Consider the following 18739-nt stretch of genomic DNA (forward strand, 5'->3'; position numbering starts at 1 on the left):
TTATGTTAATTGGGGAATATCGCCTTTTGCATACCAATTGGGTATGAACAATCAAATATTTATATTTACAGAAAACATAAGAGTGAGACCATCTGCGTTGTTTTTCAAACAGAAATTCAATGGTGTGTGCTGTGGCCATAAATTGAAACGACTCGAGCTGAGCTTTAAAGATGAAAAAGTTAATTTGGCAATCGGCTATTATATTTTTAAGATTGTGGTGAATAGGATAGACTCTCATATACTTTATGGCGATATTGTCAGTTATAAGTTTTTTAAAGAGTAGATATGGATGAAAATACAGTTTTAGAACTTGCCCTTGAAGAAAGAAAGTTCTTACATGAGATATCAAATAAGTTAGCTGTTGCAGATGGGATGGCCGCAAAGGTTCTAAGGCTTATGGAATCTTCTAATGCAGATGAAGATCTAATTCGCCGTCAAAAGAAAGCTTTAAAGGCCATTAAAGATCAAATTGAATTGGTAAAAAAGCGTCGTTTTATCCTTCACGAGAGATCAAACGTTCAAAGCATTTAATTTAGATTCACGCTTACTTGGTCGCCAACCATAAATGAAGATATTTCAAGTATAGGGCGCTTCTCTTCGCTATTGAAATTCTTTGTAATTGCAATTGAAGTATCGCCATCATGATGGATGACTTCGAGTTGACCTACTTTCATTTTATGACGATAGCGTCTTTCTTTATCATAAGGATCGTTGAGAATAATAATTCTGTAAACGTCTAAGAGAGTACCGTTTTTGATACCTTGTTTCTCTCCGATATTAACATAATAATTTTTTTGAATTTCAGACACATCGTTGGTCATTGGTAATTCGTGCTCAACAGAGTAGATCATATAATCATTGGCACAGACTTGGATTTGTAGAGTTAATCCAATGACGACAAGTATGAAATGAGCAAGAGTCTTCATAACTAATTATCCTTTGTTGTTGCAGTCATATACTTTTTTACAAGCATACTGATCTACTATTCGGAAATTAGAGGAAAAAAATGATAGTGAAGGGAGGGAGAAGGACCGGGGGAAATATATTCCCCCGAAATTATGTCGAACTTAATTATTTCAATCTTAAGTATTTAACTTTATTAACCACGAGATCATTATATCTGAAGTTATTTAGTCGGTTATGATAAACAATATAGTCTCTCGAGTAATAGAGAAGTACCCATGGTAAGTCCTCGAGAACAATTTCTTCAACCTCGGCCATCAAGTGATACTTTTGATCGTTGTCAGAGAGCACCTTTATTTTTTCAAACTTTTTATCAAACTCTTTATTTGAATAATTAGATACGTTTGGCCCTGGTGCTTGGTTTTGTGTTGTTAGTAATTGAAGAACATTTTCACTATCTGGATAATCTAGAGTCCAACCATCAAGCCAAATTTGGAGTTTCCCCTCTTTGGCCTTTTTTAGGAAAGCAGGAAATGTATTGAGTTTAATTTCAATTTTTATCCCAATTGCTTCAAGATCTTGCTTCAGTAATTCGGCCCTTTGTCTTTGAGTCGTTGAAGAGGCCCTCGTGTCGTAAACAAGAGTTGGAAGACCTTCTCCGTTTGGATAGCCTGCTTTTTTTAAGTATTCTTTAGCTTTTTCAATATTGTAACTATAAGGAAGCTTACGAGATGGATCGTATCCTGGAATACCTGGAGGATAAATCGAGTTAGCTTTCAGTCCGATATTATTAGTAAATGTTTTAATATACTTTTCAATATTTACTGCATGAGCAATGGCCAAGCGAAGATTCTTATTAGTTCCTACGATAGGGTCTTTCATATTGAAAGAAAACCACCAGTAAGTGAATGAAGAGAAGATGTCGAGTGTGATATCTTTATCCTTGTATTCTTCAGTTAGCTCTCCACTAGGTGATACTAGTGAATGATAGTTATCTTTTGGAACTCTTAGGAAGTCGAGATTACCAGACATAAATTGTAACCATCGAGTTTGTGCTTCTTTAATTATATGAAATTCAATTTTATCGATAAATGGAAGGCGTTTCCCGGCATCTTCTAATAATTCTTTACTGTGGGCGAAGCGATCACCTTTTCCAGGGTAGAATTCCTTATGGTAATTTTTGAATCGACTCATGAAAAGCTTTGAGCCACGGAACCACTTGTCTAATTTATAAGGGCCAGTTCCAATAAGTTCATCAATAAAAGTCTCTTCTTTCATTGCTTCAGCTGGCATTGGCGAAGTAAAACTCATGGCCAGTGCATTTAACATTTGTGGATATGGCTCTACTAATTTGATTTGAAGAGTGCGCTCATCCAATGCCTTCAATCCTTCAACATCTGTTGATAGGAGTTTACTAAAATCACTTCCAACCTCTTCTCTAAATTTATTAAGACCAACGACACGGCCATCAAATAACCACCAACCATTACTACGGTAAGGCCTAAAGGCTAGTCGCTTAATCTGGTTAATAAAATCCTCTGCTTTAACAAACCTTGGTTTTTTAAAAGCTGGATGATCGTGATACTGGATATTTTCTTTGATCTTTATTGTATATGTGAGGCCATCTTCAGAAACTTGAGGCATATCTTCAGCAAGAAGAGGAACTAGCTTTAAAGGTTTTCTGAGATAGTGGTATTCATATAATTGTTCATAACCTTGATAAACCACAGACATTGAAACAGAGTCATATGCGTTTACTGGGTCTATAGTAGAGATAGATTCTGTAAGTGGGAATCTAAGTGTATTCTTATCAGTTTTTGAAACACGACATGATGTTAAAGTGAGTGTTACAAGTATTAGTAATGTACTAAATAGGGTAATCTTGCGCATTGCTTTCCTCGTTTTGGACATAATTTATTTCTGTTTTTATTTTGTCGTATGAATGCCCTTTTGACAAAAGAAAGCGTATCAGCTTTTGTTTAAAATTAAAATCTTCCAAGGCCTCAATGCCTTTAGATCGAATCTTTTTATGGATTAACTCGCGAAGCTGATTATTTTCTGTGTATCGATATTCTTCGAATATTTCCTCGATGATATGACCTTCTACGTTTAGTCTTTCCGCTCTTAGCTTATTGATTATATTTCTCTTAGATTGACCTTTGTACATGAAGGTTTTGATACGGGTACGGATATATTGTTCTTCTTGTAGGTACTTGGCCTCTTCAAGGAAGTCGAGGAGCTCGTCTACATATGGAGTGTATTTTTTCTCGTATAATTTGCGCGCAAGTTTAAAGCGGGAATAGTCTCTTTTTGAAAGTAACCAGATGCAGTAATGATAAGCTCTTTTAAATGAACGAGTTAAATCGGCCTTGCTTTCATCTTCTGCAAGAATATAATCTTCATTATTAAAGGGAAGCTTTTCGATGGTTTCTTTTAGAGTCATTTAAAAAGTTGCCCCTTAGGTTACTGTCTACAATTCTGTAGGATAGAAATCTAAGAGGCTATATTTTAATTATTGAACAACTTTTTTTGACTTAGACTTTGATTTAGTCTTTTTCTCTTCTACTGGAGTTTCTTCAATAATCTCACCAGTTGCTTCATCAACTACTGAGTTATCTTTAATCAGTCCATGTAGAACAAGAATTTTATTTTTAATTTCTTGAGCAATCTCTGGATTGTCGGCTAAGTACTGCTTTGAGTTCTCACGACCTTGACCAATTTTTGCATCATTGTAAGAGAACCATGCACCTGCTTTTCCAACGATATTATTCGCTACGGCCAGATCTAGTAGGTCACCCATTTGAGAAATACCTTGTCCGTACATAATATCGAATTCAACGATTTTAAATGGAGGTGCAACTTTATTTTTTACAACTTTTACTTTCGTTCTGTTACCAATAACCTCATCACCATTTTTGATAGCACCAGTTCTTCTGATATCTAGTCTTACTGAAGAGTAGAATTTAAGAGCGTTACCACCAGTTGTTGTTTCTGGGTTACCGAACATAACACCGATCTTCATACGAAGCTGATTAATAAAGATTACTGTCGTATTTGAGCGATTAATTGATCCTGTTAGTTTTCTTAGTGCTTGAGACATTAGTCTAGCTTGAAGACCCATGTGTGAATCTCCCATATCTCCTTCAAGTTCTGCACGTGGAGTAAGGGCCGCAACAGAGTCAACAATTAGAAGATCAACTGCACCTGAGCGAACTAGCATATCTGTGATTTCTAATGCTTGCTCACCACTATCTGGTTGAGAGATTAATGTATTTGGAATATCAACACCTAGATTCTGAGCATATACTGTATCAAGTGCGTGTTCAGCATCAATGAATGCAACTGTTCCACCTTGCTTCTGTGCTTCAGCAGCAATATGTAGAGTAAGAGTTGTTTTACCTGATGACTCAGGTCCATAAATTTCAATGATACGTCCCTTAGGTACACCACCAACACCTAGTGCAAGGTCTAGTCCTAGACAGCTTGTAGGAATTGCAGGAACTTTCTCTGGTCCGTTTTCACTATCAAGTTTCATGATGGCACCTTTACCAAATTGCTTCTCAATAGTTGAAAGTGCTAGATCTAGTGCTTTTTGCTTGTTCTTGTCAGTTGATGTTGTCGCCATAAGCTCTCCGTGTTTTTGTATTTAGAATTATTTCTACCAAATTAATCTGCTATCAGCTAATGCAAAAGTTGCTTGTTTTAACTTTCTTTTAAGTTGATGAAATCAAAACAATTCCAAAAAGCTAATTCTAGTTTTTTACATTTTGCTTATTTATATTTTTAGCGTAAGTTTTGCGTAAGTCAAGCGTAAATTTCTAACAATTTGAAAGTAAGAATATAAAGAGCACCTGTCATTAGACCTGCTGCGACATCGTCAAGAATAGTCCCTAGAGCGTCTTTACGATCATCGAAGACTCTAACTGGCCAAGGTTTCCAAATATCAAATATACGAAAGAAGATAAAAATAAATGCGTAACTTACAAAAGTTGGCTCAAGAATAAATAATGACGCAATCCAAATACCAATAACTTCATCAATAACAATCCATGATGGGTCAATGCAGTCATATTCTTTTTCAATTACTGATGTAATAAAGACGGCACCAATTGTAAGCAGTATAAGAAATGGAATAAAGAAAAAGAAAGGTGCATTTAATTTCCCAACAAAATATAATGGGATAATAGTTGCTAGGCTTCCTACTGTACCAGGTGCTTTTGGAGCGAGTCCAGTTCCAAAGAATGTAAGAAATACGATTCTAAGATCAGTTAGTGACTTAAATGTCAGTTTTTTTGTATTTTTTAGCTGATTTTCTGTATTCATGGCCTTATGGTAGCATTACTCAACACTTAGAGAAAAGAAACTTTATGAATCGACCAGATTATTTAAAAAATTATATTTTTGATTGGGATGTCTTCGACGTTGTCGTTGGTGGCCGTTCTGCTCTTGATTCAAATTTCTTTGTAGCGAAGCTAGATGATATTACTGAAGTTAATAAATTCTTAAAAGGTTATGGACTCGATCCTGATAATCCTGTCGCACGTGCTGAGTTATTTGGTAACTTTCAAGAGGCGATTCAATTTATAAAGCGTTACTTCCTAAAAGATGGCAGCCCTGACGGCCTAGATCTTGAAATTCCAACATCACTTTTTACAGTTACTGATATTAGTGGTCTCTTCTTAATGGCCACAGGTAATTCTGAACATACAGTTGAAGAACAGTTATGGGCAGAGATTGTTTTAAAAGTGATGCACACAATACTTCATGCTGACAAAGATTTACGTTCAAATTACTTCAACCAAATTCAAACACAAATCTTTGATAAGTTTTATCGCTACTTACATCGTGATAACGACAACAACCTTTACTTAAAGTCCGGTGAGATTTCGATCCCACTTGTAGACTTTGAAACTAAGTCAAAGAAATCTCGTGATAGTGTTATTATCAAGTTACTTCATAAAGCAGAAAATGTTGCAGAAGAACTTTTTGATAGAGTTGGTGTAAGACTTGTTACGAAGAATAAATTAGATATTATTAAGGTTCTTCAGTTTTTAATTAGAAATTACATCATTACACCACATAATATTAAGCCTTCTCGATCTCTAAATACTATTTTTGATATCAGTTTATTTAGATCAAAATATTCAAGCTTAGTAAAAATGGCCCTTAGGAATAATCTTTCAGAGGAACGCTTTGTTTCTGCTGTAAATCGAGAAATTGATGAATGCAGCTTTGAAAATATTGAAAGTGAACATAATCTTCACTCATCTGCTAAGTATCGTTCAGTACAATTCACTTGTCGCCAATTGATCAAATACAAGAATCCTTTCCTTGCGGAGTTTTTTAAATTAAGAAAAATGGCCAAGGACGAAGACTCTGCAGTTGCTAAAGAACTATTAGGTTTAGACTTTTCATCTCTTTCTCGAGATGTACGTTTCTTTTATCCATTTGAAGTTCAGGTCGTAGATGAAGCATCTTATAAAATTAATTCAGAAGGGGAAGCATCTCATTCTGAATATAAGAAAGCTCAAAAAATCTATGCAATGAATCGAGTATTTAAAAAGCTTTTATTACATAAAGGCTTAATCCAAGAATAATTCTATTCTCTCATTTATAAATTCTGGGAAATCTACTTGCGGCACATGGCTTCCATTTTTAATGATATATAATTCCGAATTAGCTAGGCCCTTGTGTAGAATTTGTTGAAGGTAATTTGGGATGACTTTATCTTTATCTCCGCCAATTATTAGGGCTGGAGTCTTAATTTGTTCAAGATCCTTAATAACTCTTTGTTCTCTCATTTCATCAAGTAATTGAAAGAATATATCTGGTGAAAGCTGCCCTAATTTCTTCATATAGTACTGAACGAAGTCGAGATTCGTTTTCTTTGTGTTAAATCCTCCGCGCCAAACCATAAATTTTGCGAGAGGATTGAGATATGCATTTTTCCAAATAAGTTTGAATTGGTTTTCCCATTTATCTTTAATCTCTTTAATATATGGCTCTGATATATCAACGAGATTTGAATCAAACATAACATCTTGTGGAGGAAAGATTGTTCCTGAAATTAAAATCATCTTTTTAACTTCTGTAGGGTACTTGAATGCATATTCAATTGTTACATTAACACCCATTGAGTGTCCGACATGGATTGTCGTTTCAATATTTAGATGATTAATCAATGTATTTAAGTCACTAATAATATTTTCGAATGTAATTGTTTCGATACCTTCTTTCGTCTCTGATTCGTAATGACCGCGATAATCATGCAATAGGATCTTATATCCTTTGTTGTGAAAGAAATCGATTTGATATTCAAAATGACGAATATTACAGACAAGGCCATAATTGAAGACTATGACATCTCGATATTTTTCTCCTTCGACTGGTTCAAAATTTGTCCAGTATTGAATCTTTGTACTTTCATCAATATTTAGAAATTTAGACTTATTCATCCAAGAGGTCATTGTCGTATTGTCCTGTTAACTTTATGTAGTGTTGTTCAAGTGCTTGTATCAACTTATACTTTTTTGGATCCTTGTGCTTAATATCTTCTAAGTATTGATAATAATCTTCGTGGTCATTATGTTTATTCTCATCAAAGTCGACTATTTTAAATTTTAGATTTTGAACTTCAATGATGTCATTCTTATTTAATTTAACAATGCCTTCAATACGTTTCTCATTTAATTTAAAAGGTTGCGCACAAACAAATGTAAGTGAGTTTGCCATATGTTTTATGACGCCAACGTAGAGATCTAGTGTAGTGTCTTCGATGGGAATATTATTATGAATTGAGCTTCCAATAAAAACACGTGGTAGATTCAATGTATAATGGCCAATTGATAGTAAGTCTTGGCTATCAAGGACTTGGATATGTATCATAAAAGTATTTTATCCTGTAACGTGAAAAAATGCGAAAATTAAATTGTAGTAAAGACTTTCTCGTCAACTTCAATTGAGTTAAGTACTCCATTGAACTCATCTGGATACTTCTTAATATCCTCAATTGCCTCATAGAGAATATCTTGATTGAGAACAATATTTGCTAATTTCTTTTGAGTGACCACTCCGGATTGTTCCTGTCCAAAGAGATCGCCCTCTCCTCGAATCTTTAAGTCTTCTTCAGCTATCTTAAAACCGTCGGTATACTTTTCAATGACTTGAAGTCTTTGCATACTTTCAGGTGATACTTCACGATCTGTAACAAGAAAGCAGAATCCTGGTTTATCTCCACGTCCGACTCTTCCCCTCATTTGGTGTAGGCTACTTAATCCGAAACGTTCTGGACTTAAGATTGCCATAATCGTTGAGTTGATAATATTAATTCCAACCTCAATAACAGATGTCGCAATTAAAATATCAATTTCATGCTTTTTAAACTTTGTTATGGCCTCTTCTTTTTCATCAGGTGACATTCGTCCATGTAGTGGAGTAATTCGAAAGTCTGGAAAATATTTTTTATAAAGTTCAAAAGTATGTTCTAGGTTTCTTATATCTTCATTTTCTGATTCTTCGATGGCCGGAACAACAACATAGACTTGTTCTTTCATTTCAAGTCTCGTTTTTACAAAGCTTAAATAATTTTTGAGGTTTTCATTTGTAACGATTCTTGTTTTTTGGCCTTTTCGACCTTTTGGCATTGTCTTAATGATTGAGATATCGAGGTCACCATATTTTGTGAGGCTCAATGATCTCGGGATAGGTGTTGCAGACATGATTATACAATGTGGATTTTCACCTTTTTTCATTAATTTAATACGTTGTTCAACACCGAATTTATGTTGTTCATCAATAATAGCTAATTCAAGATTCGCAAAGCTTACACTGTCTTGAAAGAGAGAGTGTGTACCAATAACAATATCAATATCGCCATCTGCTAGTTTTTGATTGATAACTTTTTTCTTACTGGCCTTTGTGCTTCCAACTAATAACTCAACATTAAACTCACTGCCTAGGATTTCTTCTATTTCACGAAAGTGTTGAAGAGCAAGGGTTTCAGTAGGACACATTAGTGCGACTTGGCCACCTGACTTTAAGATTAAAAATGCACTGGCCACCGCTACGGTCGTCTTACCACAACCTACATCCCCTTGGATGAGTCTCATCGAGGGCGTTGAATTCTTAAAGTCTACTATAATATCATTCAATGCTTTTGTTTGGTCTTCAGTAAACTGATACGGATAAAGGCTTTTCGCCTTTTCAATATCTTCTTTTGAAATATCGATGTATTCACGACTTAGCTGATCTCTTTTATTTTTTCTTAGTTTAATTTTCAATTGATCATAAATAAACTCTTCATAGATGATAGATCTTTTTGCGCGATCAAATTCTTCTTGGCTCCACTCGTTTGGAGGGACTCTTCCATGAAGATATTTAAAAGCCTGGCTACGAGAGAGTAGTCCTTTTTTATCTCGAATTGAGCTTGGAATAATTTCTGGTATTTTATCCCAGAAACCTTTTGGTATTTTATCAAATACTTTTTGAATATGGTGTGACTTTATACTGTCAATTGTCGGATATGTAATTCTAAGACCAGTTTCGGAATCAGACTTTCCAATATCAAATATTTCAGGATTAACGATTTGCAAACTTTCATTAAAAACTGAAACAACACCTAGGAATTCAAAATGTTTTAATGACTCGATTTTCTTTTGGATTGATTGATATGCATTAAACCATTTCAAGGTAATAAAGTTTTCACTGAGGTCATCTTTAACAGTTACAGTAATATTTAATAAAACAGCGCGACCTTTTCCACGTGCTTTAAAGTTTGGTCTGGCCTGTATTGAGACAACTTCACCACGACCTCGAAAGAAGTCACCGATATTGGCATATTGAAACTTAGCGAGGTCAGGTAATTTGACGATCCGCCTTGGCAGAAGCCAAAGCAAATCGTTTATTGTGGTAATATTTTTCTTATTAAGCGCTTCGAGTGTTTTAGTCGGCTTGCTATAGAGGTCGGCAATCTTCGTATAGAGTGAGTTATTACTTATACTCAATTGACTCCACCTCGTATTCGATATTTCCCTTTGGTGCACGAACTACGACTTCATCGCCTTCTTCTTTACCGATAAGGGCCTTACCAAGTGGACTGTTGTATGAGATTAGGCCTTTCTTCATATCTGATTCTGGCTCACCAACAATTTTATAAGTAACAGTTTCATCAGTATCAATATTTAGGATTGTTACTGTCGCACCAAATACAATTTTATTTGAATTTACATTACTTGGATCAATCACTTCGCTACTTGCAAGGATTCCTTGAAGTTGAGAGATACGACCTTCAACAACACCCTGCTTTTCTTTTGCTGCATGATATTCTGCATTTTCTTTAAGGTCTCCAAGTTCACGAGCTTCTGCAATTGTTGTTTTTAGCTCTTCTCTTTCAACCTTAATAAGTTGATCAAGTTCTGCTTGAATTGCATCGTATCCTTGTTTTGTAATTGGTTGTTGATTGGCCATTAGTTAATCCTTTATTTAAATAATGCATTTGCGGCAGCAAGGAGATCATCTTTTCCATCTCCGTTATCGCTACCACCTTTTAAAATGAAGTAGTCACAGAAGTTTGCTTTTTCTTTTTCTACAATACGGTCTGCGCTTGATTCACGACATTCATTATATGCTGATTTGTCATAGAACTTGCACATTTTACAACAATGTAGGCTTGCGTAGCAATACGGGCATTCTTCCTTAAGTGAGATTTTTTGTCCCGCTTCAAGTCCTGTTACTTTTTGACACGCATAGCAAGTTACTTCATTACTATTAGTTAACATTCAAAAGCTCCAGCTTTTCTCTATATATACGTCAGGTGAATTGATTTGATCATCTGACTTTAAATAAATTTTAGGCTCTTGTCTTTTATTGTATTCGTCTATACTGCGATACAGAAGCTCTTCATTACCAGTTTGAATGGTCTTTGATAAGAGATAGTTTAACATAAGTATGACAGTTCCAGAAGCAATGAGACTGCGCCTTGTGTTAGAACTTGGATTTGTTAAGAAAGCTGAAAGAATCAGTCCACTTCCAACAGTTCCCATAATCGCAGGGCGCCAAATATCCTCTTGTGCATCTTGATAGTCATTCAAGTAAGTTAGTGCAACTTTATCTTTTTCTAAGTGATATCTTAACCCTTCTCCTTTTAGAGAAGAGCTTGGGTCAATAAGAATTTCTTGTTGATTAATTACTGCAATGCGAGAGCAGGTCTCATCATTTGCTATTGAAGTCGTTGAAAAAAGTATAAATATAGTGAGTAGTATATGTTTCACGTAATATTTTTACCATTTTTCTGGCAATAGGGCTATGCACCTTTTGTCGTTAGCGTGATAAAATACTATAATTTTAAGAAAGGATATTGTGTGGGGCTAATTACAACTAGTTTTAAGATTACTAAAACCATTAGAAATATCTCTCGATTACGAGAGATTGCAACAGTTTTTGCTAAGAATGGACTAGATGAATTTATTTCACAGAATGTTCTAAATATTATTCCAAATTTTGTATTTCCTAAAAAAAGTGAAAAAATAAAACAATTACCAGAACATGATAATTCTTGGGGCGATGTTATGGGATATCGCCTGAAATTGTGTTTTGAAGAGTTAGGACCTGCATTTGTTAAATTTGGACAACTATTAAGTACACGTGAAGATATATTTGATGAAGACTTTATCAAACATATGAAAAAGCTTCGCGATCAAGTTAAGCCTCTGCCTTTTTCAAGTGTAAAGGATGAAGCCGAAAGGTCTCTTGGAAAGAAAGTAGAGGAGATATTTAAGTCAATAGAAGATAAACCAATTGGTACGGCCTCTATTGGTCTCGTCTATAAAGCTGAGCTTTTAACAGGCGAAAAAGTTGTTTTAAAAGTTAAAAGACCAAAAATTGATAGGCTAATCGAAACAGATCTTTCAATTCTTATTTTTCTGGCCAATCAAGCAGAAAGAGCAACAGATGAAATTAAGTTTCTGGGCTTCTCTAATGTCTTAGAAGATTTTTCATATTCATTACAAAGTGAATTAAACTTTAATGTTGAGGCCTTGAACTGTCAGAAGCTTAAGAAAGTTATTGCTAAATATGATGAGAAAGAAATTTTCTATCTTCCAAAAGTTTATAACGAGTACACATCTGAAGATCTCCTTGTGATGGAGTTAATAGAGGGAATCTCTTTTAGTGATTCAGTTGAAATAAAGAAGCATATCTCTCGTTTAGAACCAAAAATAGATGAAAGTTTAAGTATCTTTATGCGTTGTTTTCTTAACGAAGGATTCTTTCATGCTGATCTTCATGGTGGGAATTTCTTCTTTTTAGAAAATGATCAAATTGCACTGATTGATTTTGGACTAGTTGGGAGCTTATCAAAAACAGGCCGTCAGAACTTTATTGCAATTATTTATGCTATCTTAACGCAGAATTTTGAAAATCTCGTTTATGAGTTTTTAGATGTCGCTATTTATAATGATGTGCCAGATGTTGATAAATTAATTGTCGATATAAAGAATGCAATTGGTCCTCAGATTGGATTAACAATTCAGCAAACAAACTTTGCTCTTATCATTCGTTCCATAATTACAACTTTAAGAGAACATCATATCTTTTTACCAAGAGAGTGGTTTGTCGTCTTCCGAGCATTAATAACTTTAGATGGTGTAGGGAAGTCATTAGATCTTGATTTTGATATCTTTAATCTTTTAGAGGGAGATATTAATGAGATCATTCAAGAAAGCTTCTCAACAGAAAGTTTTGTTGAAGATGGGATGTGGATCGCAAAAGATCTTTTAGGAGCTTCGCGAGTGATACCACGTCACTTCAAATGGTTTTTAAAAGAGTTCTCTAAAAATAATTACGCAATTAAAGTTAGACATAAAGGAATTTGGAAACCAATTCTATCTGTTGCTAGTTCAGTACGCCTTTTGTCATTTTACATACTAGGTGGAATTCTTTTTTTTGCAGGTAAAAGTTTTGTGTCCCAACATTATTTAACAAATCGTGACCTCTTAGATTATCCAACGATTACGTTAGTTTTATGGGCCGCTTCATTATTTTCAATTGGCTACGGTTCACTAAGGCATCGATAATAGTTTAGATACTATCAGCACCAGTTATGTAAATAGAAGGTAATAGATGGCCAATCTCTTGAGCTTTTCCTGGTCCAAATAAGATTGTTAAGATTTCATTTTGATCAATTTGATAAGGCCTCGTTTCGATTTTAAGCTCATCTCTTTTTATCTCAATAGAGCCTTTACTTAACTTGTGGATAAACTTTGAAAATATATCCTCATTAATAATTTTTCCCCAAGCGAGATGAATAAAGAAAGAATCTTCATCCAATGTGCTTGGATTAAGAAGCTGGAGAGGCTTAAATTTCTTTAATTCTTTTTTATTAGAAGAAAAAGATACTTCATGAATTATTCCTTTTAAGTCCTGTCCTTTCTCAAAAAATAAATATTCATTATTATCTTTATTTCTAAATAGCTTCATTGAAGATATTTGCTTGATATCTCTCCAGTCATTAAGTGTTCTTTTTATTGATATCGTATTCTTATAAGACTGATTATATAATTCATTTAATTGACTTAGTTGAGAATCACTATAGTTTGCAATATTGTCTTTTAGATAACCTCTCTTGATAATCTCTTCTTCAGTAACAGTCTTTTCTCCTATTACAGAAGTGAGTCCGAATTGGCGAAAGCCTAGCTTTTGATAGAAGTCATTCTTATCAGACCAGAGAATAATCATTGAATACTTATCTTTATATAGCTTACATATATATTCATATAACTTCTTAAATTGCCCCTGACCTTGGAATTCCTTCTTTGTAAAGATTCCTCCAAGAAGAAGTACATTAATATTTGCATCATTATAATGTAGTGTTACGGGACGAACTCCAATATGAGCAATCAGCTCTCTATTATCATTTAGAAGTAAGTGGCAATTTTCAAGATTACTATCTTTTATAAGTTGATGAAAATCGATAGCGAAAGAATTCTCTTCATTATATTGAAAAGCATCTTCGATTTCATTTAGAACTTCGCTCTTGTACTGTGAATGTTTCTTTAAATTCGTGAAAATCATGTCTATTTATTTTACATTTTTTTTGAAGATTGATGTTGAGTGAAATACTCCGCTTTCCTCGAAGCCCATTAATACTGACTTCTTTGTCTAACTAGGCAAAAAAGTTCGTATAAGAATTAGACAAATTTTTTCTAAAGAGTTTCATATTTCTAGCGATAAGGAGTTGTAACAATTGTACAGCTGTATGGATTTCAGCTGACTGACAGGAAGGAATCTTGTCGGTACCCAGTCAAGGAGGATAGAATGGGACTACGAATTAACACGAACGTTGCATCTCTAAACGCACAGAGGAACCTACGTGGAACACGTCTTGGTATGCAACAATCTCTAGAAAAATTATCATCAGGTCAAAGAATCAACAGAGCAGGTGACGATGCCGCAGGTCTAGCGATTTCTGAAAACTTAAAGGCACAAATTAGAGGTCTTGGACAAGCAGAAAGAAACGCAGAAGATGGGATCTCTTTAGTTCAAATTGCTGAAGGGGCTTTAGGGGAAGTTTCAAACATCCTAATCCGTCTTAGAGAACTGTCTGTACAAGCCGCTTCGGATACTATCGGTTCAACAGAAAGAAAGTTTCTTAACGTTGAATTTGAGCAACTTACATCAGAAATTGATCGTATTGCTAACTCAACAGAATTCAATAGAGTACCACTACTAAATGGTACAGGTGCAGTTTTTGATATTCAGATCGGGACGCGTAATGACCCTATATCTGACCGTCTAACATTCGACGCTTCATCAGCAGATGTTAACGTCGCTGCCCTAGGTCTTAACCTTGCATCAGTTGCTGATAAGATTTCTGCACAGAACTCTCTATCATCAATCGATCAAGCAATTATTTCAGTTTCTGGTATTAGAGCAGACTTTGGTGCCCTTCAAAACAGACTTCAATCAACGGTAAACAATATCGCAACGTCGATTGAAAACTTAAGTGCAGCAAACTCTCGTGTAAGAGACACAGATGTCGCAGCAGAAACTGCAAACTTAACGAAACAAAATATTTTAATGACTGCCGGTACTTCGGTTCTTGCGCAAGCGAACACAAGTACAAATAGTGCACTAAGCTTAATCCAGGCAGCATCTCAAGGGTAATAAACCCTGAGATCGCCGGATGGCAAAGTGATTTAAAACTAATTTAAACGGAGTCAATATGCAAACTACTGGATAGCTAAGTAAAAGCAATGACAGACTGCAACCTTGATTTGCTTGTTAATACAATACAAGAGGAATGATTGGTTTATCCGTAGAAGCATTATTTAATTATTAACGAATTTATTGAGCTGGACGCTCAATTATCAAACAGGAGGTTTATATGATGATTGAAGGAGACTAATCATGGGAATCAGAATTAATACAAATGTGGCATCAATCGCAGCACAAAGAGCAATGTCACTTACAAATAAAAGAGTTGGAGATAACTTAAGAAAACTATCATCAGGTGAACGTATTACGAGGGCCGGTGATGACGCCGCTGGACTGGCAATTAGTGAAAACTTAAAAGCACAGATCAGAGGTATGAGGCAAGCAAAGAGAAACGCAAACGATGCTATCTCTCTTGTCCAAGTAGCAGAAGGTGGATTAAATGAAGTATCAAATATTATCATTCGTCTTAGAGAGCTTGCAGTGCAGACTTCCTCTGACACGATCGGTGATACTGAACGATCATTTTCAGACATCGAATTCCAACAGCTTAAAGAAGAGATCGACAGAATTGCTAAGTCGACTAACTTTAACGGAGTTCAGCTACTGGATGGAACAGGTGGTAGACTTGAGTTTCAAGTCGGGATTCACAATGATCCAACGCTCGATCGACTCACGTACGACGCAGCAGGATCAGACGCAACAATTACCGCTCTTGGGCTTGCCGCTGACAGTATCGCAACTAAAGAAGGATCTCAATCCGTTCTTAAGAAACTTGATGATGCGTTGGTTGAAATCAACGGACAGCGTGCAAATATGGGTGCGCTCCAAAACCGACTTTCGTCAACTGTTAACAACTTGGGAATTAGCGATGAGAACCTAAGTGCAGCTAAATCGCGAATAAGAGATGTGGACGTGGCCAAGGAAACAGCAGATATGGCCAAAAATAACATTCTTATTCAGGCGGGAGCCTCTGTTCTTGGACAGGCAAACCAAGTGCCAAATGTGGCATTAAAACTAATTGGATAAATCAATCATATAGGCGACTATGGTCCTGAATAGGACATAGTTGCCTCCTCTTATTTCTACTTATCAATTTTTTCATCTTACCCTTATAATAAAGACTATGAGTGAACTTAAACCTAAGACTATTCTAATCTTTGGGATCTCTTCTTTTGTAGGATCATCTTTAGCGGAATTCTTTAAAAGAGACTACAAGGTCGTGGGGACATATTGTCAAAACCCCGTATCAATCAGGGGAATTACGACTTTGCCTTGTGATGTTTTAAATAAGCAAGAAGTTCAACTTGTCCTTTATACTTTTAAGCCAGATATCACTATATATGCTGTAGGGAAGTCGTCAATTGTAGATTGCGCACTTTCTGAAAGAAGTGCCGACGCATTGAATACGAGTGGTCTATTTAACGTTTCAGATTCTTGTCAGCGCTATAAGTCTCAAGTTGTTTATCTTTCTTCCAACTTTGTTTTCTCTGGTGAGTCTGATGAATATATGGAGCTTGATATACCTGATGCGACAACTACATATGGAAAAACTCAAGCGGCTGCTGAATTTTATATTCAAAAATCATCTTTAAACTATTTGATCTTTCGCGTGTGTCGACTATACGGTCGTGGTGGCGTGCACACTCGAAGAAATCTCTTTGAAAAGATACAGTATAAGCTACATTTGAGAGAGGAGTTTGAACTCGATGATTATGTTAAGACAGGCTTTCTCGATGTGGACTACTTAGGGATGGTTATAAAAATCTGTATTGAAAGAAAGCTTAAAAATAGATTATTGCAAATAAGCTCATCTGACTTTATGTCGACCTATGCATTTGGAAAGCTATATTGTGAAAAGTTTCACGAACCTGCAAAGTTAATTAGTTCAGGAAAATGGCCTTATCCGATTATGAGCAGTGCTAAAGTTGGAGATAATCATAGTGGTTATCTAAACTTTAATATGAATATTGCCAATGCCGAAGGCTATCTTCACTTAAGACTTCCAACGGTTGAAGAATCACTTGAGTATTCTGCGCAAAAAATGCGAACGCTTGCTGATAACAAAGAAGCATCAGAGTCTAAGGATTCAATCAACTATATTTAAGTCTATCTTGCAGATAATTTTATGAATTCACTAAGGTAGTGCTTCACTAATGCATCACAATTAACTTCTTCATTCTCAAATCGCCATGTAATTTGATTAAAAGGACCAATATGAGCGCGAATTTCGTGAAGATTTCCTGCTCCGTGGTTTTGCGATTCACTCATTCTGGCACTAAAGATGTCTTTTCCATTTGCTAAGAACCCAATTGAAATTAAATCATCAGACTTTCTAGCAAAAATAAGACGTAGTGAGTTGCGATAGATCATGAAGTCATTAATCGTATTAGCAATCTTAAAGATTTTAATCGTATTAGTGTCACCACGATATTCATTGAATTTATGGACATAGATCTCAAAGAGATCTCTTAATTTATTCATAAAATTAACAGATGACTCTTCTAGCTGAAAAGCTGGGTTTAAATGATCATTGAAACTTACGACACCGCTCTCATCCATATTGATCTCTTCAAGAGCGAGATTTTCGATCCATTTCGTTGATACTTCCGTGTTTCTTTCGAATTTTGTAATATCCATAACTTAAATTCTACTAGATATTGGCGATTTGAAAAGATTTTTTTGAAATGCGTAATAATAAAGGGCATTTTGGAGATGTGAATGAGCTAGATGAGCGATTTGAAAGTTTCCGCCCGTCATGTGACAGGTGGATGCAGTGATAATCACTTTAGGCTTCCCACTGATTCATGGGCCTGCTCACCGTAACCAGTGACCGCTTCCTTTCTAAGCTTTGTAGGGCGAAACAACTTTATAGATGCCCATCTAGCTCACCCATAAATTATACCCGAAATTTGTAAACGGCAACAGAAATAGGCACATTTAAATCACCTTGACGATAGTATTTTCAGTTATTTATGAACATAAACCTAAAATATTAGGCCCTGTGAATGCGAGGTGTTAAAATAAACTTAAGAAAAGTTAAAGCTCTGGGCCATTTCAGCCGAAAAGTTGAGATAGTTACTGAGTTTTGTCCCCACGTTTGGGGTTAATTGAAAGGAGTGCAACAATGAAAACCTTACTAGCGTTTCTTAAAGACGAAGAAGGTCAAACATCAACAGAGTATATCTTACTTGTTGCTGTTGCTGCGATGTTAGTTATGAAGTTTAGAGAGAAAGCTTCTCAAGGGATTGAACAGCTTACAGATGGTGTATTTGGTAATACATCTAATCTACTGCAAGATCTCCAAGGCGGTAATTAATATATTTCCCCGCTCCCCAGTTTCTTCTAGGGAGCGGAGGAAAATCTTTCTCACCAACTTCAAAGTCGTACTTAATGTAAAATATTAAGTATGTTACGTCAGTCACAAAGCGGTCAGGCTTTAATCGAGTATATATTTATCTTAGCTTTCTTTGCGGGAATTTCTATTGCTATGGCAAGAGGGATTGGTACGTATACTACTGGCTTCTTTAAAAGTTTTGCATTTCATTTATCGCAAGAACTCTCTACTGGAGCATGCCCAAGAGGTTGCTGGCATTCACCTTTTGTAAATGGAAATGAGTAATTCGAT

21 protein-coding genes and 1 other RNA gene are annotated in these 18739 nt (G+C 35.4%); 8 read left to right on the forward strand and 14 right to left on the reverse strand.

The annotated features are described in order from the left end of the window. Positions 1-285: 285 nt before the first annotated feature. Positions 286-531: a hypothetical protein gene (locus DAY19_RS05445; RefSeq protein ID WP_114706155.1), complete on the forward strand. Its 246-nt coding sequence runs from the start codon at positions 286-288 to the stop codon at positions 529-531. On the opposite strand, the gene DAY19_RS05450 is transcribed toward DAY19_RS05445, so the two are convergent. From DAY19_RS05450 to DAY19_RS05470, 5 genes are all read right to left on the reverse strand, one after another. Next, on the reverse strand, positions 528-926 hold the full coding sequence (locus DAY19_RS05450) for a hypothetical protein (RefSeq protein ID WP_114706156.1): 399 nt from the start codon (positions 924-926) through the stop codon (positions 528-530). The genes DAY19_RS05445 and DAY19_RS05450 overlap by 4 nt on opposite strands. Positions 927-1071: 145 nt before the next feature. Then, a complete protein-coding gene (locus tag DAY19_RS05455) occupies positions 1072-2793 on the reverse strand; it encodes an ABC transporter substrate-binding protein (RefSeq protein WP_158536802.1) in 1722 nt (573 codons plus the stop codon). Beyond that, entirely contained in the window at positions 2771-3346 is a 576-nt protein-coding gene (locus DAY19_RS05460) for a regulatory protein RecX (RefSeq protein ID WP_114706158.1), read from the reverse strand. Before DAY19_RS05460 ends, DAY19_RS05455 begins: the two co-directional genes overlap by 23 nt. Before the next feature lie 69 nt (positions 3347-3415). Next, positions 3416-4528: a recombinase RecA gene (gene recA / locus DAY19_RS05465; RefSeq protein WP_114706159.1), complete on the reverse strand. Its 1113-nt coding sequence runs from the start codon at positions 4526-4528 to the stop codon at positions 3416-3418. 179 nt (positions 4529-4707) lie between these two features. Continuing rightward, entirely contained in the window at positions 4708-5226 is a 519-nt protein-coding gene (locus DAY19_RS05470; protein WP_114706251.1) for a phosphatidylglycerophosphatase A family protein, read from the reverse strand. A 44-nt stretch (positions 5227-5270) separates the two neighbouring features. Here DAY19_RS05470 and DAY19_RS05475 point away from each other — a divergent pair, with 44 nt between their 5' ends. Beyond that, positions 5271-6500: a TIGR04552 family protein gene (locus tag DAY19_RS05475; protein WP_158536803.1), complete on the forward strand. Its 1230-nt coding sequence runs from the start codon at positions 5271-5273 to the stop codon at positions 6498-6500. Here the strand turns inward: DAY19_RS05475 and DAY19_RS05480 are convergent. Genes DAY19_RS05480 through DAY19_RS05505 form a run of 6 tightly spaced genes read right to left on the reverse strand, consistent with a single transcriptional unit; the run spans position 6486 to position 11171 of the window. Next, positions 6486-7358 (reverse strand): alpha/beta fold hydrolase, encoded by an 873-nt coding sequence (locus tag DAY19_RS05480; RefSeq protein WP_158536804.1) that lies wholly within the window; start codon positions 7356-7358, stop codon positions 6486-6488. The genes DAY19_RS05475 and DAY19_RS05480 overlap by 15 nt on opposite strands. After that, positions 7351-7788, reverse strand: coding sequence for a hypothetical protein (locus DAY19_RS05485; protein WP_114706162.1), 438 nt, complete (start codon positions 7786-7788; stop codon positions 7351-7353). The genes DAY19_RS05480 and DAY19_RS05485 overlap by 8 nt, the downstream gene beginning before the upstream one ends. 38 nt (positions 7789-7826) lie before the next feature. After that, a complete protein-coding gene (locus DAY19_RS05490) occupies positions 7827-9905 on the reverse strand; it encodes an ATP-dependent DNA helicase RecG (protein ID WP_158536805.1) in 2079 nt (692 codons plus the stop codon). Further along, positions 9892-10368 carry a transcription elongation factor GreA gene (gene greA, locus DAY19_RS05495; protein ID WP_114706164.1) on the reverse strand — a complete coding sequence of 159 codons (477 nt, stop codon included), beginning with the start codon at positions 10366-10368 and terminating at the stop codon, positions 9892-9894. Before greA ends, DAY19_RS05490 begins: the two co-directional genes overlap by 14 nt. A gap of 11 nt (positions 10369-10379) precedes the next feature. Beyond that, on the reverse strand, positions 10380-10679 hold the full coding sequence (locus DAY19_RS05500) for a hypothetical protein (protein WP_199506615.1): 300 nt from the start codon (positions 10677-10679) through the stop codon (positions 10380-10382). Next, entirely contained in the window at positions 10680-11171 is a 492-nt protein-coding gene (locus tag DAY19_RS05505) for a hypothetical protein (RefSeq protein ID WP_114706165.1), read from the reverse strand. Positions 11172-11261: 90 nt separating this feature from the next. Here DAY19_RS05505 and DAY19_RS05510 point away from each other — a divergent pair, with 90 nt between their 5' ends. Continuing rightward, positions 11262-12974 (forward strand): ABC1 kinase family protein, encoded by a 1713-nt coding sequence (locus DAY19_RS05510; RefSeq protein WP_114706166.1) that lies wholly within the window; start codon positions 11262-11264, stop codon positions 12972-12974. A gap of 4 nt (positions 12975-12978) precedes the next feature. Here DAY19_RS05510 and DAY19_RS05515 read toward each other — a convergent pair whose 3' ends face one another. Continuing rightward, on the reverse strand, positions 12979-13971 hold the full coding sequence (locus tag DAY19_RS05515; protein ID WP_114706167.1) for a GNAT family N-acetyltransferase: 993 nt from the start codon (positions 13969-13971) through the stop codon (positions 12979-12981). A 243-nt stretch (positions 13972-14214) separates the two neighbouring features. Here DAY19_RS05515 and DAY19_RS05520 point away from each other — a divergent pair, with 243 nt between their 5' ends. The 3 genes from DAY19_RS05520 (at position 14215) to DAY19_RS05530 (ending at position 17218) form a co-directional block, all read left to right on the forward strand. Then, complete coding sequence (locus tag DAY19_RS05520) at positions 14215-15063, forward strand: flagellin N-terminal helical domain-containing protein (RefSeq protein WP_114706168.1); 849 nt, start codon at positions 14215-14217, stop codon at positions 15061-15063. A 243-nt stretch (positions 15064-15306) separates the two neighbouring features. Next, positions 15307-16140, forward strand: coding sequence for a flagellin N-terminal helical domain-containing protein (locus DAY19_RS05525; RefSeq protein ID WP_114706169.1), 834 nt, complete (start codon positions 15307-15309; stop codon positions 16138-16140). A 97-nt stretch (positions 16141-16237) separates the two neighbouring features. Next, the gene (locus tag DAY19_RS05530; RefSeq protein ID WP_133296891.1) at positions 16238-17218 is read left to right on the forward strand and encodes a sugar nucleotide-binding protein; all 981 of its coding nucleotides are present in this window, start codon (positions 16238-16240) and stop codon (positions 17216-17218) included. Between the two features lie 2 nt (positions 17219-17220). Here the strand turns inward: DAY19_RS05530 and DAY19_RS05535 are convergent, their stop codons facing one another. Together DAY19_RS05535 and ssrS are read right to left on the reverse strand one after the other, a co-directional pair. Next, on the reverse strand, positions 17221-17751 hold the full coding sequence (locus tag DAY19_RS05535) for a hypothetical protein (RefSeq protein WP_114706171.1): 531 nt from the start codon (positions 17749-17751) through the stop codon (positions 17221-17223). Positions 17752-17830: 79 nt separating this feature from the next. Further along, positions 17831-18004, reverse strand: a non-coding RNA gene (gene ssrS, locus DAY19_RS05540) — 6S RNA. A 234-nt stretch (positions 18005-18238) separates the two neighbouring features. Between ssrS and DAY19_RS05545 the strand changes: the two genes are divergently transcribed. After that, positions 18239-18430: a Flp family type IVb pilin gene (locus DAY19_RS05545; RefSeq protein ID WP_114706172.1), complete on the forward strand. Its 192-nt coding sequence runs from the start codon at positions 18239-18241 to the stop codon at positions 18428-18430. Between the two features lie 90 nt (positions 18431-18520). Next, positions 18521-18733: a Flp family type IVb pilin gene (locus tag DAY19_RS05550; protein WP_114706173.1), complete on the forward strand. Its 213-nt coding sequence runs from the start codon at positions 18521-18523 to the stop codon at positions 18731-18733. Positions 18734-18739 lie beyond the last annotated feature (6 nt).

Origin of the sequence: Halobacteriovorax vibrionivorans, from assembly GCF_003346865.1 — a bacterium.
In the GTDB taxonomy this organism is placed as follows: Bacteria; Bdellovibrionota; Bacteriovoracia; order Bacteriovoracales; family Bacteriovoracaceae; genus Halobacteriovorax_A; species Halobacteriovorax_A vibrionivorans.

Bases quoted from the DNA above. Each gene is read 5' to 3' on its own strand.
- DAY19_RS05500 (WP_199506615.1), bottom strand. From the start codon at position 10,679: ATGTTAACTAATAGTAATGAAGTAACTTGCTATGCGTGTCAAAAAGTA.
- DAY19_RS05450 (WP_114706156.1), bottom strand. From the start codon at position 926: ATGAAGACTCTTGCTCATTTCATACTTGTCGTCATTGGATTAACTCTA.
- DAY19_RS05550 (WP_114706173.1), top strand. From the start codon at position 18,521: ATGTTACGTCAGTCACAAAGCGGTCAGGCTTTAATCGAGTATATATTT.
- DAY19_RS05445 (WP_114706155.1), top strand. From the start codon at position 286: ATGGATGAAAATACAGTTTTAGAACTTGCCCTTGAAGAAAGAAAGTTC.
- DAY19_RS05455 (WP_158536802.1), bottom strand. From the start codon at position 2,793: ATGCGCAAGATTACCCTATTTAGTACATTACTAATACTTGTAACACTC.
- DAY19_RS05460 (WP_114706158.1), bottom strand. From the start codon at position 3,346: ATGACTCTAAAAGAAACCATCGAAAAGCTTCCCTTTAATAATGAAGAT.
- DAY19_RS05515 (WP_114706167.1), bottom strand. From the start codon at position 13,971: ATGATTTTCACGAATTTAAAGAAACATTCACAGTACAAGAGCGAAGTT.
- DAY19_RS05520 (WP_114706168.1), top strand. From the start codon at position 14,215: ATGGGACTACGAATTAACACGAACGTTGCATCTCTAAACGCACAGAGG.
- DAY19_RS05485 (WP_114706162.1), bottom strand. From the start codon at position 7,788: ATGATACATATCCAAGTCCTTGATAGCCAAGACTTACTATCAATTGGC.
- DAY19_RS05530 (WP_133296891.1), top strand. From the start codon at position 16,238: ATGAGTGAACTTAAACCTAAGACTATTCTAATCTTTGGGATCTCTTCT.
- greA (WP_114706164.1), bottom strand. From the start codon at position 10,368: ATGGCCAATCAACAACCAATTACAAAACAAGGATACGATGCAATTCAA.
- DAY19_RS05545 (WP_114706172.1), top strand. From the start codon at position 18,239: ATGAAAACCTTACTAGCGTTTCTTAAAGACGAAGAAGGTCAAACATCA.
- recA (WP_114706159.1), bottom strand. From the start codon at position 4,528: ATGGCGACAACATCAACTGACAAGAACAAGCAAAAAGCACTAGATCTA.
- DAY19_RS05475 (WP_158536803.1), top strand. From the start codon at position 5,271: ATGAATCGACCAGATTATTTAAAAAATTATATTTTTGATTGGGATGTC.
- DAY19_RS05480 (WP_158536804.1), bottom strand. From the start codon at position 7,358: ATGAATAAGTCTAAATTTCTAAATATTGATGAAAGTACAAAGATTCAA.
- DAY19_RS05470 (WP_114706251.1), bottom strand. From the start codon at position 5,226: ATGAATACAGAAAATCAGCTAAAAAATACAAAAAAACTGACATTTAAG.
- DAY19_RS05525 (WP_114706169.1), top strand. From the start codon at position 15,307: ATGGGAATCAGAATTAATACAAATGTGGCATCAATCGCAGCACAAAGA.
- DAY19_RS05535 (WP_114706171.1), bottom strand. From the start codon at position 17,751: ATGGATATTACAAAATTCGAAAGAAACACGGAAGTATCAACGAAATGG.